Annotated in this window: 9 protein-coding genes; 7 read left to right on the top strand and 2 right to left on the bottom strand. The window is 38.6% G+C overall.

Annotated elements, in window-relative coordinates; genetic code table 11:
* Positions 1-121 precede the first annotated feature (121 nt).
* A complete protein-coding gene (locus JN11_RS22990; protein ID WP_144916505.1) occupies positions 122-1,225 on the top strand; it encodes a S41 family peptidase in 1,104 nt (367 codons plus the stop codon).
* Between the two features lie 245 nt (positions 1,226-1,470).
* On the opposite strand, the gene JN11_RS22985 is transcribed toward JN11_RS22990, so the two are convergent.
* On the bottom strand, positions 1,471-2,385 hold the full coding sequence (locus JN11_RS22985; protein ID WP_144916503.1) for an AraC family transcriptional regulator: 915 nt from the start codon (positions 2,383-2,385) through the stop codon (positions 1,471-1,473).
* A 96-nt stretch (positions 2,386-2,481) separates the two neighbouring features.
* Here JN11_RS22985 and JN11_RS22980 point away from each other — a divergent pair, with 96 nt between their 5' ends.
* Positions 2,482-2,847 (top strand): nuclear transport factor 2 family protein, encoded by a 366-nt coding sequence (locus JN11_RS22980; protein ID WP_144916502.1) that lies wholly within the window; start codon positions 2,482-2,484, stop codon positions 2,845-2,847.
* Positions 2,848-3,274: 427 nt separating this feature from the next.
* Here JN11_RS22980 and JN11_RS22975 read toward each other — a convergent pair whose 3' ends face one another.
* The gene (locus JN11_RS22975; protein ID WP_144916500.1) at positions 3,275-4,579 is read right to left on the bottom strand and encodes a glycoside hydrolase family 71/99-like protein; all 1,305 of its coding nucleotides are present in this window, start codon (positions 4,577-4,579) and stop codon (positions 3,275-3,277) included.
* Positions 4,580-5,041: 462 nt separating this feature from the next.
* Here JN11_RS22975 and JN11_RS22970 point away from each other — a divergent pair, with 462 nt between their 5' ends.
* The 5 genes from JN11_RS22970 (at position 5,042) to JN11_RS22950 (ending at position 15,980) form a co-directional block, all read left to right on the top strand.
* Positions 5,042-7,528 (top strand): galactose oxidase, encoded by a 2,487-nt coding sequence (locus JN11_RS22970; RefSeq protein WP_144916499.1) that lies wholly within the window; start codon positions 5,042-5,044, stop codon positions 7,526-7,528.
* A 190-nt stretch (positions 7,529-7,718) separates the two neighbouring features.
* Positions 7,719-9,968: a GH92 family glycosyl hydrolase gene (locus JN11_RS22965; protein ID WP_144916497.1), complete on the top strand. Its 2,250-nt coding sequence runs from the start codon at positions 7,719-7,721 to the stop codon at positions 9,966-9,968.
* Between the two features lie 30 nt (positions 9,969-9,998).
* Positions 9,999-12,263 carry a glycoside hydrolase family 3 N-terminal domain-containing protein gene (locus tag JN11_RS22960; RefSeq protein WP_144916496.1) on the top strand — a complete coding sequence of 755 codons (2,265 nt, stop codon included), beginning with the start codon at positions 9,999-10,001 and terminating at the stop codon, positions 12,261-12,263.
* A 35-nt stretch (positions 12,264-12,298) separates the two neighbouring features.
* Positions 12,299-13,744, top strand: coding sequence for a GDSL-type esterase/lipase family protein (locus tag JN11_RS22955; RefSeq protein ID WP_144916494.1), 1,446 nt, complete (start codon positions 12,299-12,301; stop codon positions 13,742-13,744).
* Positions 13,745-13,787: 43 nt separating this feature from the next.
* Positions 13,788-15,980, top strand: a complete 2,193-nt coding sequence (locus tag JN11_RS22950) for a DUF5703 domain-containing protein (protein ID WP_144916492.1) — start codon at positions 13,788-13,790, stop codon at positions 15,978-15,980.
* Positions 15,981-16,515: the final 535 nt, after the last annotated feature.

Genomic DNA, 16,515 nt, shown 5'->3' with positions numbered 1-16,515 from the left:
ATAGATGAATAGCCCGTTTTCTTTAGCTTTCAATTATGCAATACTATCCACTGTTATTTATAAGGATGCAACATTTCTTTTTTTTATACGACTTTTGAAATGCATTTACCCTTATAATTCAATGAAAAAAATTAAATACATTATTTTTTTTGCAGTGATACTTTTAACCGACAATATTGCGTTCGCCCAAAAATGTGATTGCAGCACTGCTTTTAAATGGATGAAAACCGCGTTTGAGGAAAACGATGCAGGTTTCAGATATATCCTTGATCAAAAAGGATACGCGGCTTACGAAACACATAATAAGCTTTTTGAAAATAAAGTTGGCGAGATAACCGAACCAGATTCCTGTGTTTCTGCGATACGGCAATGGGCCAAGTTTTTCAGGGTGGGACACTTTGGGTTCATTGTAAATCAAGTTCATATTAAAAAAAATAAGGATTCGGAAAATAAAAGTGTTGGACCGTCAAAAAATAAAATCAATAATATTCATTTAGATAGTGAGCCATACGTGCAGGAGTATGATTCGACAACTGTTTATCTCCGTATTGCTACATTTGAGTCACAGTATAAAAAAACAATTGACAGCGTAATTCATGCTAACAGTGAACTAATATATACCAGGAAAAACCTAATTATTGACATCCGAGATAATGGTGGTGGCGACGACGCGAGTTTTGATGAAATTCTTCCCATAGTATATACCAACCCCATAAGGGATGTTTCGGTAGCGCGTTTATCAACGCCTCACAATAATAAGATCTGGGAAGATTACATGTCGCAAAATAGTGTTTCCGCATCTGACAAAGCTGTTTACGCTGGGTATCTTAAAAAGCTTAATGCCAATCTCGGAAGATTCGTCATGCTCCATGATAGTGTGAGGACTTTTCGATACCAAAAGGTAACTCAATTCCCTCAAAATGTTGCCATAATGATTAACGGAAATAATGGAAGTACAGCGGAGCAATTCCTGCTAGCGGCTCGGCAAAGTAAAAAGGTAAAATTGTTTGGAACAACCACTATGGGAGAATTAGATATATCCAACATGTACTACATAACATCTCCGGATGGAAAATATACGCTTTGGTACTGTACATCCAAAAGCTTACGGATTCCTGAGAATAGCATTGATAATAAAGGTATATCGCCCGACTTTTATCTTGATAAGTCGATTCCAAAAAATCAGTGGCTGCCTTATGTTGCAGGTATTATGCGTTACTGGTAAAAAATGTAAACAAATTTCATCTGAGTACGTTCCTTTTACGGCCTAAGCAAAAGATGACTCAACTAATTAAAATGTAATATTTATAACAGCTAAAGTGTGTAAGTTTTAAACTGAGCAGTTCGAGTTTTAGTCTGATTTGGGCTACCTTTTTAAAAGTCAGAAGCCTCAAGTCGAAAGTCTTAAGGCATTTTTGCGTTTAAGTTATGTTATAAAATTAGTGGTGAATAATGATCATATGCTAAAAATTACTGGAAAAACTTACTTCTTCTATAAGCTGCGGGAGTCTGTCCTGTTTTTGACTTAAATATCCGATTAAAAGCTGCTTCCGACTGATATCCAACGTTCACTGCAATTTGGGATATATTGCGGTTATCCATAATTAACAGCTTTTGAGCTTGTCTAATACGCCAGTTAGTAAGGTAGGTCAACGGTGTTTCATGCACTAATTTTTTAAATTGATTAAAGAAAACAGAACGTGACATGCCTATCTCAGATGCAAGCGATTCCAGCGTCCAGTTGTTTTGGGGGATGTCCTGCATCAGTTTTAGTGCCTTGCTAATCCTCGGGTCATTTAACGCGGAAAGAAAACCACTGTCGGGTACAACCTGTTCTAAATATGCCCTGATGATATTGATAAACATTATTTCCGACAAACATTTCAGCATTATACTGCTTCCTGGTCGTTCGTTGTTGAGTTCTTCCAGCATTAATTGAGTAACCTGCTTTAGTAATAGCTGGTTTTCCGTCACATATTGCCTGATATGTATAATTGAAGGCAAATCCTTTAAAAAAGGATGCAAGGGCTGGTAATCAAACTCAAAATGACCAGCTATAAGAACAGTTATATCGCCGCCAGTGTTAAAGACAGGAGTCCCCGCCCTGCGGGCCTTAACAAATTCGGGCGAGGGCATGCGTAAACTTGTAGATTTATCTCCTATCCAGTGCGCGCTTCCGTGAGGCACAAAAACCAGATCGCCTTCTGCTAATTCTATCACGCGGCCATCAGGCGAACCAACAGTACAACTGCCGCTCACCAGCCGCCAGAATTGTGAATTTCCGTCCTGAACAATATCCAGTCCCCAAGGCGCCGCAAGAGGAAATTTGCTGTAAACTACACTTCTCAGCCTGGTTGCATCTAACACGGTACTTAAAGCGTCCATTTTTATAAATTAATACGATTAAACAAATATATGATACTTTTTAACACCATAAGTGTTAAATAACAGAATACCTTTGTATTATAAATAATCAAACAAATGACAACTCAAGAATTAGCCAATCGTTACTTTGATCTTTTTCAACAAAGAAAAGTGACAGAAATTTATCAACAGTTTTATAGCGCCGACATTGTTTGTACCGAACCTGAACATGCTTTGACAATGGGAGTACCTACCATAACCAAGGGGATTGAAGCGGTTTTAGCCAAGTCAAAAGCCAGACAGGAAATTATTGCAGAAGTACACAGCTTCTTCTGTAGCGAGCCGGTGGTTGGAGGAAACTTTTTTAGCATGGCCATGGGCAGAGACATGACTTTAAAAAATGGACAGCGATTACAATTGGCAGAAATTGCAGTTTTTGGCGTAAAGGACGATAAGATAATATCCGAAACCTTTTTTTATTAGCAATCAGTTAAAATTAGTTGAATAATAAACTATCTGCAAGGTGCCGCAAATCTTCAAAAATGCGGTTCAAGTTTAGTCATGCTCCAGCTCAAATTAATCGGAGCCAATCGGACTCGAACCGCCTATGGGAAAGGTATGAGTCTTTTGGTTTTGTTCAGCCATGTTTATTTACAATTTAATTTTTAATCGAATTTGACAGGGTCTTAAAAGAGGCCTGTTCAATGAAAACTGCTATAGGAGCAAATCCGGGGCTCCTTTAATAAAAAGTATAAATCGCTCCCTCTCCGCTGAATTTAATATTAAAATAGACAAAAGTCTGCAAGTCAAATAATTGCAGACTTTTGTTTTAAATGACCACATTATTCACCAGATCGCTACAAAAAGGTGCATAATTCAGGATGTTAAAGGATACGATCGTTATCGATGTTTATTGTTTTTCAGGCTTTCGCTCCGGCAATTTAAAATTAAGCGATTCTTGGTGTTTTAATATTTTACCGGCCTCGCCGGTTAACCATAAGTAATAATCAGATGGCTTACCATCAAGGTTAGCAAAAGCTGTATTTGAATTAGCGCATACCGGCGGATTATTGGTCACCTTGAAGATAGCTGTACCTTCGTTTATTTCATCAAACATGGCCACATATAACATGCTTGCACCGGTTGATATTGCGGTAGATAACATTTGCCAGTAGAATCGCCCTCCCATTCGTGGTATTGATGCTAACGGCTTAACATCATCCGGAAATTCATAGCGGCTCAGGTTATGCCAGCTAAATCCCGGATATACACATGGCACATAGCTTAAATTATTTTCCCGGCACCATTTCATATCCTCTATTAAATCATCCCTGTACCTGTTCATATCATTATGGAGCAATGGGGAATAACGTTGTACGCTCCAGGGCAAAACAATATCGCATTGTTTAATCAATTCGTGCAGGTAAGGGTCGGGATTACAATCGCCATTCAAAGTACGCCATGAGTTAGGAACACCGATCATAACTGCGCAGCCACCATAAACAGGATCATTTTTTAAAAAGTCTATCAGTCTTTCCAGACCAATATTCCTGATGTTATAAGGCCGGTCAGGAAAGCCTACTCCCCAAATGGCAACAACCGGCTTTCCGTTAAAATGCAGGTAGGTTTGTGTACCTTCCTGGTTGGTAACTTTTAACTGGTCTACCAAATATTTCCAATCATCTATTATAGCAGAACAATCTTCCCCGGATGCTGCCAGTCCTGACAAATCATACATAACCGCTATAGCCCTTTTATACTTTGAAGCTGCTTCCATAGCATTTTGCAATATAAAAGAGGACCTGCTGTTATTTTTGTCTTTACTTTTTGCGACATTAAAAAAACGTTGCATAAATACGCCGTCAACTCCATATTGCTGCATCCATTTAAAATGAAGGTCTATAGTACTTTTATCTGCCGAGCTAAAAAAAAGCGCAGGCTGTCCGTTTGAAAGTTTAAAGGGAGTTGGATATGTTTTTTCATATTCGCTTACGTCTGGCCATAAATCAATTCCTGAACGCTCCTCATTCCCATAAACATAATGCGAAGAATTGCTTCCATCTCCGGCGGCACTGAACCAGCCCTGATAGCCGGCCATAACCAAGCCCTTGTAAGTAGGGTAAAGTGTGCTTTTGCTATGCTTTGTTTGCGCTCTGCTGGTAATGGTAAAGCACAGCAGTAAAAGTACGAGAACTGGATAATTAATTATTTTCATTTTATAAATTAGTAAATTGGTTAGCGATATAGTATGGCCCATGTTTCGGATGAAATAGAGATAAGTTACCGGCCTGTTTTGTTGTTTTACTCTGAATCATTTAGGTTGGCCAAAGACTTTAGCATTGTTGCAGCAAATAAACGGGCCGGAGTTAAAAAAAAATTAATTATGTATTAATTTCAATGCCTTTAAATAGTGAAAAATGACAATTCACATTAAACACGTTGCAGATGTTAATTATCGTTATAATTTTGAGTTGAAATAAAAGTTACAGATACTACGCTGGGTTTTGTAGCTATTGACCATATTTTTCAGATTATAAACTAACTTAGGCGCTCTTATCCCGGGATAATTATTAACCCCAAATGAATGAGATTAATTTGTTGTTTTTTTAAGGCTATATTTTTTATAATTTTTTTAGCTGTCATCTTTAATCAGGATAGTTATGGCCAATCTTATGGGATGGGTTTTCACAGCCACGAAGTTGTGCAGGATAAAAGAACCTCACTTGACCTTAGCCCGGAAAAGACATTATGTTTCAATAACAATTTTGAAATTTCCTTCGATTTGTCATTTTACCTCAACCGGGCTGTCTATTTTGGTTATATAATAAGAATAATTGAGGATGATCACCGGAATATTGATCTGGTTTATAATGCAGAAGCATTAAAAAACCATTTTAATTTAATAATAGGTGATAAGCTGACAAAGACAGCCTTTGATATTGATCCAAATAGCCTCTTTAACCGGTGGAATAAGTTATCGATCAAGTTTGATTATGATAACGATAGGATAATTTTCAGATCAGGTGATCGTACATTTATTGAAAAAAACATGCATTTAAAAAGAAGTGCATGCTATAAAATACTTTTTGGTGTAAACAATTATAAGCAATTTAAAACCACCGATATACCGCCAATGAAGCTGCGGGATATAAAGATCATTAGTAATGGATCATTAACATACAACTGGCCTTTAAACGAAGAACTTGGCCAGACAGCACATGAAATATACTCACAAAGTGATGGAGCAGTGATTAATCCATTATGGATCACGGCCTTGCATCATGACTGGCAACCTGCCCAGGGATTAAAAATTAATGGGGTTGCTAGTGTTGCTTTTGATCCGAAAAAAGAAATAGTTTATGTTATTGGCTCCGATTCTATTTATAGTTACCAGGCAGACAGCTCACATTGGAGCAGCACCGCTTATTCTTCAGGCAAATTGATCCTTAACCAGGGTAATCAATCTGTTTTTAATCCATATGATAAAAACTTATACAATTTTTATCTTTTTGTAAATAAAAAATTCATCGCCAAATACAACACAACTACACATGCCTGGGACAAGAAGTTTGAAGCTGGAGATGTTTCTGACTTTTGGCATCTCAATAAATCAATATCAATAAGCGACTCTTCCTTGTACTTATTTGGTGGTTATGGACATTTAGTTTATAAAAACACTGTACAGCAATATCATTTTAATACTCATACCTGGGAAAATATTGTGCCTAATCGCGATTTTTTTATGCCGCGATACCTCGCCGCATTGGGCGCAACTGAAAAGGGTGATACGGTTTACATCCTGGGAGGATATGGTAACTCGAGCGGACAGCAGATACTTAATCCGAACAATATGTATGATATGATGCGTTTTACCGTAAAAGATAAGACGTTTAAAAAAATGTTTACATTAAAGGAGGGTGATAACGATTTTGCAATGGCGAATTCACTCATTATTGATAGTCATTCAAATTCATACTACGGCCTTATCTTCCCGCAGCATAAATATAACTCAACACTTCAGCTCATATACGGATCGCTATTAAAACCTTCGTATACTTTTGTTGGTAATTCAATACCTTACAACTTTCACGATACACATTCATTTGCCGATCTTTATTATTGTAAAACAAGTAAAAAGTTTATTGCAGTAACATTGCTGCGATCTGAAACTAACCAAACCAAAGTAAATATTTACACCTTGCTTTCTCCTCCATTTGGATCCGGGTCTACCGTATCATTGGCAAAAAGGAGCTATTACTTGTATTATATTGCTTGTTTTCTGTTGATTGCCGCGGCGACAGCATTTATATATTTAAAACGGCGCAAAACAAATAGTCCCATTTTAATCTCCTCACCGGTAATAAATGATGCGGAAGCATCTGAAATACCAAATAAAATAAAAGCCTATAGTAGTGGGACCCTATGTAAAAATTCAATTTTTCTTTTTGGCGACCTGCAGGTATTTGATGCAGAAGGGGCTGATATAACCAAACATTTCACCCCTCTTATAAAGGAACTTTTTTTGGTTATTCTTTTATACTCCATTAAACACGGGCGGGGTTTAAGCTCGGAGAAACTGAATGAAATATTGTGGTTTGATAAAGATGCTAAAAGTGCGCGTAATAACAGGTCTGTTAATATAGCCAAACTAAAAAGCCTGCTTGACAGACTGGATCATTGCAGTTTATCAAAGGATACTGGCTATTGGAAAATAGATATTGATTTTGACCATGTGCATGTTGACTATGGCGATTATTTAAGCATAGTAAGGGATAAGGCCCTGCTGGATATCGAGCGAATAAAATTTCTTTCTGCTATTACCCAAAGGGGAAACTTTTTGTTAAATAACGAATACGAATGGCTTGATAGTTTTAAATCCGAAATATCAAATGATGTGATAGATACGTATCTGCATTATGCACATTCACTTGATCCAACTCACGATGCAGAATTATTAATTGAAATATCAGCCTATATTTTTCATTTCGATCCGGTTAATGAGGAAGCTACTATATTAAAGTGTAAGGCGCTATCTTCATTGGGTAAGCATTCATTAGCTAAACATACATTTGAAAACTTCATAAAAGAGTATAAAGTTATTTATGGTGAAGATTTTAAGATGGATTTTCATGATATACTCGAAAAAAAAACATCTCAAAAATGATAATCTTCGGTTAGGCTGAACCTGTATAATGGTATTATTTTAACTAATTCAACTGAAATTATAACAATTACTGTCAATTAAGCATGTATTAATCTTTTATTAATCATATAGTCTTTATTCGTGGCTAAATATTTTAGATGTTTTATCAACCGTAAAACTTTTAAACAACCCATTAAGCCATATTTCAGCCATGAGTAAATTTTCACGTTTCTTTTTTATTGCAATATTTATTTTTTATTGTGTGGGCAAACTTGCAGCACAAGATGCACACGAAGTTAATGCGGGTAGCGGAAACCTTAAATATATTGATCCGCGTATCGGCAACGTGGGCCAGTTACTGCAGCCAACCCGGCCTACTGCTCAACTCCCAAACCAGCTTATCAGGATGTATCCAGAAAGGGAGGATTACATGGATGATCAGATATCGAGTTTTCCCTTAACAATAGTATCCCACAGGCTTGGTGAAGTATTTGCTTTGAAGCCTTCAGTAAAACAGCTATCAAAAGAAGCCTGGAAGCAAAAACTCACTTATGATCATGATCTTGAAGTTACCCGGCCCTGGTATTATTCAACATACCTTGTTGACGATGGTACAACAGTAGAGTTTGCTCCAGGTAAAAAAACCGGTATATTCCAGTTTGTCTTTGCAACTGATGCAGCCAATAAAAATTTACTGTTTGATCTTTATAACGATGGCGGCGGCGCCTGGAGCTTCGATAAGGATAATGTAATAACAGGCATGGAAACCTATCACGATGATATTAAAGTGTATCTGTATGGTGTTTTTAGTCTGGCAGGTAAAACAGGCACAGTAACCAACGGACAATTGAGCAGCAACAGCACAGCAATAGGTAAGAGTGTGCAGGCATGGATTAGCTTTCCTAAAAACTTGTCGGATACGGTGGAGTTCAGGTATGCGATATCTTACATAAGCCCTGAACAGGCTAAGGCTAATTTTAACGAAGAGATAAAGGAACGCACTTTTGCATCAGTAAAGAATGATGCCGAAAAAGCGTGGCAAAAAATAGTTGATCAAATAAAAGTTACCGGGGGAACAGAGGCTCAAAAAAGATCTTTTTACACTGCATTATACAGGTGTAATGAGCGTATGGTTGATATAACCGAAGATAACAAGTATTACAGTGGCTTTGACAAAAAAATACATACCAGCAACAAGCCGTTTTATGTTGATGACTGGATCTGGGATACTTATCTCGCCCTTCATCCTTTGAGGACAATATTAAACCCGGCTTTGGAGCAGGATATGCTTAATTCATATGTAACGATGTATCAACAAAGTGGCTGGATGCCCACTTTTCCAGTGCTGTTTGGCGATAACCCCTGCATGAATGGTTTTCACTCATCAATAATGATACTGGATGACTATCGTAAAGGAATTAAAGCATTTGATACTGAAACAGCATATCAGGGTATGATAAAAAACGCAACCATGGCTACTATGCTGCCCTGGAAAAATGGCCCTAAAACTATTTTAGATGATTTTTATTATAAAAACGGTTATTTCCCGGCTTTGAAACCAGGCGAAAAAGAAACTGTGGCCGAAGTGCATCCTTTTGAAAAAAGACAACCTGTTGCAGTAACGCTTGGTGGTAGTTATGATGATTGGGCCGTAGGCGAAATGGCCAAAGAACTTGGTCATACTGCCGACGAGGAGAAATTTAATGTACGATCAAAAAACTATAAAAATTTGTGGGATAACAACAATAAAATGTTTATGCCCAAAGATGAAAATGGAAACTGGATAAACATTGACCCCAAATTTGATGGAGGTTTGGGAGGACGTAACTATTACGACGAAAATAACGGGTGGACCTATTTATGGCAGGTACAGTATGATACCAAAGGTTTAATTACGTTAATGGGAGGCAAAAATGCCTTTGAAGAAAAACTGGACCAATTGTTTCGTGAAGGTCTTGGCCGGAGCAAATATGAATTCTGGAGCAAATTCCCCGATGCTACCGGCCTGGTTGGCGAGTACTCAATGGGTAATGAGCCTAGTTTTCATATCCCCTACCTATACAATTACACAGCACCCTGGAAAACACAGAAACGAATCAGGTTTCTGCTAGACGTTTGGTTTAAGGACAATATTTTTGGCATACCAGGAGACGAAGACGGCGGCGGTATGTCTGCATTTGTAGTATTTTCATCAATGGGATTTTATCCAATAACACCTGGCATACCGGTTTACACAATTGGTAGTCCGCTTTTTACAAATGTAACTATTGATTTGCCAGGGGGTAAACAATTTACTTTAATAGCAAATAACTGCTCTGTTGTTAATAAATATATTCAGAGCGCAAAATTTAACGGGGAACCTTTGAATACCCCATGGTTTACCCATCAGCAATTGGTGGATGGCGGCAAACTTGAATTGGAAATGGGCCCAAAACCTAATAAAAGCTGGGGGCTTCAATAATTTTTTTTTCTTAATTATAAAATCATAACAATGACCCATTTAGTTAAATATGGCGTTTTTTTATTGCTGCTTTTTTGTTTACTGTCTTTCACAGTAGAAAGAAAACCTTCCATCTATCCTTATAAAAATCCGAAACTGCCGGTTGAACAGCGGCTTGCCGATTTGATTGGCAGAATGACATTGAAGGAAAAGATATTACAACTTGATATGTTTTCGGGCAAAAATGAATATGGCTTTAAAGGCCACGAGGCCACTGAATATTCTGAAGAGATAACAGCCAGGATCATTGGCAATACAGGCATTGGATCCATACACGATCTTTACCCTATTAATGTTGATATAGCCAATAAAATCCAGAAATATGCAATGGAAAAAACACGGCTGGGAATCCCTGTATTATTTATTGAAGAAGGCTTACATGGCTATAGCGGAAAAGGAAGTACATCGTTCCCAATACCGATTGAATTATCATCTGCCTGGGATACTTCCCTGGTAAGACAGGTGGGCCACGTTATTGCAACAGAGACAAGAGCACATGGAGTAGAGATGATATTAGGGCCGGTACTTTGCCTGCCCAATGATCCGCGCTGGGGACGTGTAGAAGAAACCTATGGTGAAGACCCCTACTTAGATGCACTTAACGGAGTGGCAATGATAAAAGGATTACAAGGCAAAAGGTTAAGCAATAACGATGCGGTAATTGCCGAGCCAAAACATTTTGCTGTGCATGGTATACCAGAAGCCGGTAGCAATACAGCACCGGTAAATATAGGCGAACGTGAAGCGCGTTCCAGATATCTGTACGTTTTTGAGAAAGCGATAAAGGAGGGCGGCGCAATGGGTATAATGGCTGCATACAGTGAAATTGACGGCGTTCCCTGTGTAGATAATAAATGGTTGCTTACTGATGTTTTGCGTAAGGAGTGGGGTTTTAAAGGCTTCGTTCTGTCAGATTTGGGGGCTATTAAGATGTCTCTTCAAAACCATGCAGTGGCAGTCGATGCAAGTGATGCTTTATCGCAAACGTTTAATGCAGGGCTTAACATGCAATTTTATGATTTCGGGCATGACGACTTTGTAAAGGCTGTTACCACTGCGGTAAATAATAAGACTTTGTCGTTAACACAATTAAACAAAACTGTAGCGGATATTTTGCGGGTAAAATTTCTGCTCGGCATGTTTGACCATCCTTACACCAATCCGGCACTTATTTCTGAAGTATTTCATACTGAAGCTAACCAGGATCTGTCTTTAAAAGCTGCAAGGGAAGGTATCTGCCTTTTGAAAAATGACGAGTCGGTATTGCCTATAACCAATGCGAAATCAATTGCGGTTATTGGCCCGTTGGCTGAAAGTACTTACCTGGGCGGATATTCAAATGATGAGGATAAGGCCATATCCATATTGGATGGTTTAAAACAACGGGCTGGTAATAACATACATGTTAATTACGAGCCCGGTTATCAGCTTGATGGTAAACAAACCGACTTACAGAATAAAGCTGTAGATCTTGTAAAAAAATCAGATGTGGCAGTAGTTGTGCTAGGCGAAGAAACCAATATTGTAGGCGAGGGTAAAGATCGTGCCGAACTTGATTTGAGCGAGCAGCAGATGAATTTGATAAAAGCTATTCAAGCAACCGGTAAGCCTGTTGTTGCAGTATTGTCAAATGGAAGGCCAATCACCATAAATTGGGTTGCTAAAAATATTCCGTCCGTTTTGGAAACCTGGTTTGGCGGCGAAAAGAGCGGCCTGGCGGTGGCCGATGTTTTGCTGGGGAACGTAAATCCATCAGGCAAGCTTCCTATTACTTTTCCACGATCTGTTGGACAAATTCCTTTTTATTACGATCATAAACCAACATCGTATCATAAATATGTTGATGAGCAGAATACACCATTATTTGCCTTTGGCCACGGGTTAAGCTACACTACATTCGATTATTCGAATCTCCATATTAGTCCTGCTGTTGTCCCTGTTAATGGAACAGCCGAAGTAAGTGTAAAAGTAAAGAATAGCGGTAAAGTTGAAGGTACTGAAGTTGTTCAATTATATTTAAGGGATGAAGTAGCAAGCGTAACAACACCAATTCTGGCTTTAAAAGGCTTCCAGCGAATCAATCTCAAACCGGGTGAAAGCGGTATAGTTAAATTTAAGATTGGGCCCGAACATTTATCACTATGGAACCGTCAGATGAAACGGGTTGTTGAGCCCGGAATGTTCAAAATTATGGTTGGAAGCGCATCTGATGATATCAGACTGACTGATAGTTTAAAAGTTGTAAGTAAATTGTAAGGTGTAAATACCGGCATCAATAATTATAAAGCATTATGGCAAAATCTTATTTCTTAGTAATTGGTTTATTTGTTTTACAGATTAGCGTAAATGCGCAAAATAAATTAAAAGTAGCCTGTATAGGCGCCAGCATTACTTATGGCGCCAGAATAGAAAATCGCGACCAAAATTCCTATCCGGCGCAACTTCAACACATGCTGGGGAATAATTACGAGGTAACCAACTATGGTGTAAGCGGAACTACGATGTTGAAGAAGGGAAATTCGCCATACTGGAATTCAAACGAATATAAGTCTGCTTTAGCTGCTAATCCGGATGTTGTGATCATTGATCTTGGTGGTAACGACAGCAAATTAATAAACCGCGTTTACCTGAACGATTTTGTGCCTGATTACCACGAATTTATTCAACCATTTGTTAAATTACCTTCCCATCCACGTATCGTATTACTGCTCGCCATGCCGTCGTTTGTAAAGGACACAACGGATATTTGGGATCCTGTTATAGTGCAACAGGTCAATCCCCGCATTCAGCAGGTTGCTTTTGAGAATAAGGTTGAGGTAATTGATATGCATTCGGCATTTGTTGATAAAGAAGCGATAACGCCTGATAAGATCCATCCAAATAAAGAAGGTGCAGCAATTATGGCCCAAACCATATATGAGAACATAGCTCAAAAAAAAGACACAAGTTTTAACATTTTTAAAAACCTAAAAACCGAATATAAAGTAAGTTCCTTTTTGGGTTATGAATGCGCAGATTTTACGTTTGATAACCGTGCTTGTAAAATTGTAAAACCTAAATGGAGTGCGCCTGGCCATCCATGGATCTGGCGTGCACGGTTTTGGGGACACGAACCTCAAACGGATGTATCCTTATTGCAGCGCGGATTTCATTTAGTTTATTGTGATGTTGCAGAGTTATTAGGTAATGACGAATCTATTAAATACTGGAATGACTTCTATAACCTGGTATATAAGGCTGGTTTAGGAAAGAAAGCTGTAATGGAGGGGATGAGCCGCGGTGGTGTGTATGTATTTAACTGGGCTGCTGTTAATATCAATAAAGTGTCTTGCGTTTATGTGGATAATCCGCTTTTAAATATCCCTTCATGGGCAGAAGGTTTTATGAAAACACCTGAAATAAAGAATGATATGTTTGAGGCCTTTAAGAAAGATTATAATATAACCACAGATGAGCAGGTACGTGAATTTAAGAACAGCCCGATTGATAAGGTAAAGCAAATTGTAAGAGGTAAATACCCTATCTTAATTTTATGTGCTGATGAAGATGAAGCAGTATCGCCTGCAGATAATACCTTGCTTTTTGAAAAAAGTGTAAAAGCATTGAACGGTGATATCACTGTTATTCATAAACCTGGTTTTAAGCATCACCCGCATAGTTTCCCTAACCCAAAGCCAATTACAGATTTTATACTGAAAGCGACTGGGCAATATTTGCAGATTCCTGAAAATAATTAAAGAATTGCGAACTAAACACATGGCCCTATAATTTGCAATACAAATGAATAACAAGTTTTTAAATATCGCATTTACCTTATTAGCGGGCATATTTTTTTATGCTGCAACCAGTGCACAGGTAAAAAAGAAGGAATTTAATATCGTGCCATTATTGAATGCGTATAATGTAAACTGGGACACGCCTGGGCCAACGTCCATGCAATCCATGCCAACCGGTAATGGCGATATTGGCCTCAATGTATGGGTTGAATCCAACGGTGACCTTTGCTTTTTTATAGGGAAAACCGATGCCTGGGGGGCTGCTCCAGCTACAGAAAAGAACAACTGGATAAAAGATGGTGGTGTGTTAATGAAAATGGGAAAGGTACGGGTATCTGTAAGCCCAAATCCGATGGCACAGCAGGGATGTTTCTTCCGGCAAATACTAAAATTGCATAACAGCGAGATATTGGTTACAGAGGGTTCCGGTGCCGATGCTCTCCATCTGAGAGTTTGGGTAGACGCGAACCAGCCGGTTATAAGGGTCGAGTCAAAAAGCGTAAAGCCGGTTTCTGTAAAAGTTGCGCTGGATAACTGGCGGGTTGGGAAAGGTGATACCATTTTGCCGAGACAAGCCAATAGAATTACCTGGTACCATCAAAATCCGGATGATGCTGAAGCGCATCTGCGTGGCTTTGTTTTCGGCGGAATTATTAAGGGTAAAGGGTTGGTAAGCAAAGGCGATACTTCCCTGCAAACAATTAAAGCTGTTAATTATCAGTTAGTCTCCGTCTATGCTTTAACTACAAAGGAACTGGCCCTTGATAAATGGCTGGCAAAACTGAATGGAGAAATTACCCGGATAGATGCTTTGCCACTTGAACAGACACGGCTGGCCCATCAGCAATGGTGGAATAAATTCTGGCAGCGGAGCTGGATATTTATAAATGGCGGCGATGTTGCAAAAGCAACAACACAAGGATATATCCTGCAACGCTACATTACAGCCTGCGCCGGCAGGGGTGGTTATCCTATTAAATTTAACGGGTCCATTTTCGTGGTGGATAATCCACAATATAAAATAAACGAAAAAGCTCAAGCAATAGCTATAGATGCTGATTATCGTGAATGGGGTGGGCAATACTGGATGCAAAATACCCGAGCTATGTACTGGCCGCGCCTGATGGCAGGCGATTTTGACGAAATGTTGCCCTTGTTTAAAATGTACCTGGATATATTACCAGGCAATAAGGAGGCTGTAAAGAATTATTACCATCACGATGGCGCTTATTTTCAGGAAACATCGCCCTTTTGGGGCGGCCTGCCTTATATGGGGGCAGAGGTAAAGGAAAACTGGACGGGCCATTACTTTACCCCAATATTGGAGTTAAGCATGATGATGCTGGATTATTATGAGTATACCGGCGACAAAAAATTTGCCAGAGAAATGCTTTTGCCCATAGCAACAGCCGGCGTGGAATTTTTTGATAAGCATTTTGGCCGCGATGCTCAGGGGAAATTATTGCTTGATCCTGATAATTCTATTGAGATGTTCTGGAAGGCACACGATCCGGCACCTGATATCGCTGGTTTACATGCCGTTTTGAGCCGGTTAGTGGCCCTGCCGCCTGATTTAGCCGATGAGAAATTGCGGGAAAACTGGAAAAGGTTTTACGGTGAATTACCCGAGCTCCCGATAGGTGACAAAGACGGTAAAAAGGTATTATTGCCTTATACTGGTCCTCAAAACATTAAGGGGCACAACCTGGAAAATCCGGAATTATATGCAGTTTATCCGTTCAGATTATACGGACTGGGCAAACCCGGACTGCAATTAGCGAACAATACTTTTGATGAGCGCCATTTTAAAGATATGGGTTGCTGGGTGCAGGACCCGATACAGGCAGCTATGCTTGGTTTGGCAGATGTAGCTAAAACTTATGTAACTTTCAATTTTACCCGTAAGGATCCTCTCCTTAAGTTTCCGGCATTTTGGGCAACAGGACATGATTATGCGCCAGATGAAGACAATGGCGGTAATGGCGAAAACGGTTTGCAGGAAATGTTGATGCAGGTAGACGGTAAAAAAATCTTGCTGCTGCCGGCCTGGCCTAAAGAGTGGGGCAATACTGAGTTTAAATTGAACGCACCTTATAATACAACGGTTCAGGGCAGAGTAGTGGATGGCAAGCTTACGGATTTGATAGTTACACCTGCCTCACGCAAGGCTGATGTGATCGATATATCAAAACAATAAAATTAAGCAGACATAAATCCTAATTTAGTTTTCGCATTGGCGAAAACTAAAAAATAGTCTGTCTTTTCAAAAGCTACATCGCATATGCAGTAAATAAAACCCACCTTATTTATATGATTTTGTAATATCCAAAGCAAAATCATATACCTCATCAAATCAATTATAAATATTAAAAAATAAAAAACTTTAATAGTTGGGAGAAGGCAGGTCCGTCATTCAGGAGTTGTCCTCCTTATCGTGAAAGTTTATTTTTTAGCATATCCAGGTAATATTTCATGTAGATTAGTTTGTTGTAGGCACTGTTTGATCGAATGGTTTATAGCAGCAAAAATTAATGGATATTTTCTTTTTTTTCCATTCACTTGAATGTGTAACGCATATTATAATACAGTTAACACTTATAATTAATAAAAAAGATTAATACATACCTGTTAATGTATGAAATTAATCTTTTATTATACTTTTTTTAATCGAACTCCGCTTATTTTACCGCAAGATTCCTTAATCTATAAACCAATTTTTAACCAAATCTAAA

Source organism: Mucilaginibacter frigoritolerans (assembly GCF_007830615.1).
Taxonomy (GTDB): domain Bacteria; phylum Bacteroidota; class Bacteroidia; order Sphingobacteriales; family Sphingobacteriaceae; genus Mucilaginibacter; species Mucilaginibacter frigoritolerans.
This window is presented reverse-complemented; position numbering and strand designations above follow the sequence as displayed.

What these genes read in the sequence shown, in the direction of transcription:
- JN11_RS22985 (WP_144916503.1), bottom strand. Translation starts at nt 2,385, where the DNA reads ATGGACGCTTTAAGTACCGTGTTAGATGCAACCAGGCTGAGAAGTGTA.
- JN11_RS22990 (WP_144916505.1), top strand. Translation starts at nt 122, where the DNA reads ATGAAAAAAATTAAATACATTATTTTTTTTGCAGTGATACTTTTAACC.
- JN11_RS22950 (WP_144916492.1), top strand. Translation starts at nt 13,788, where the DNA reads ATGAATAACAAGTTTTTAAATATCGCATTTACCTTATTAGCGGGCATA.
- JN11_RS22975 (WP_144916500.1), bottom strand. Translation starts at nt 4,579, where the DNA reads ATGAAAATAATTAATTATCCAGTTCTCGTACTTTTACTGCTGTGCTTT.
- JN11_RS22980 (WP_144916502.1), top strand. Translation starts at nt 2,482, where the DNA reads ATGACAACTCAAGAATTAGCCAATCGTTACTTTGATCTTTTTCAACAA.
- JN11_RS22965 (WP_144916497.1), top strand. Translation starts at nt 7,719, where the DNA reads ATGAGTAAATTTTCACGTTTCTTTTTTATTGCAATATTTATTTTTTAT.
- JN11_RS22955 (WP_144916494.1), top strand. Translation starts at nt 12,299, where the DNA reads ATGGCAAAATCTTATTTCTTAGTAATTGGTTTATTTGTTTTACAGATT.
- JN11_RS22970 (WP_144916499.1), top strand. Translation starts at nt 5,042, where the DNA reads ATGGGTTTTCACAGCCACGAAGTTGTGCAGGATAAAAGAACCTCACTT.
- JN11_RS22960 (WP_144916496.1), top strand. Translation starts at nt 9,999, where the DNA reads ATGACCCATTTAGTTAAATATGGCGTTTTTTTATTGCTGCTTTTTTGT.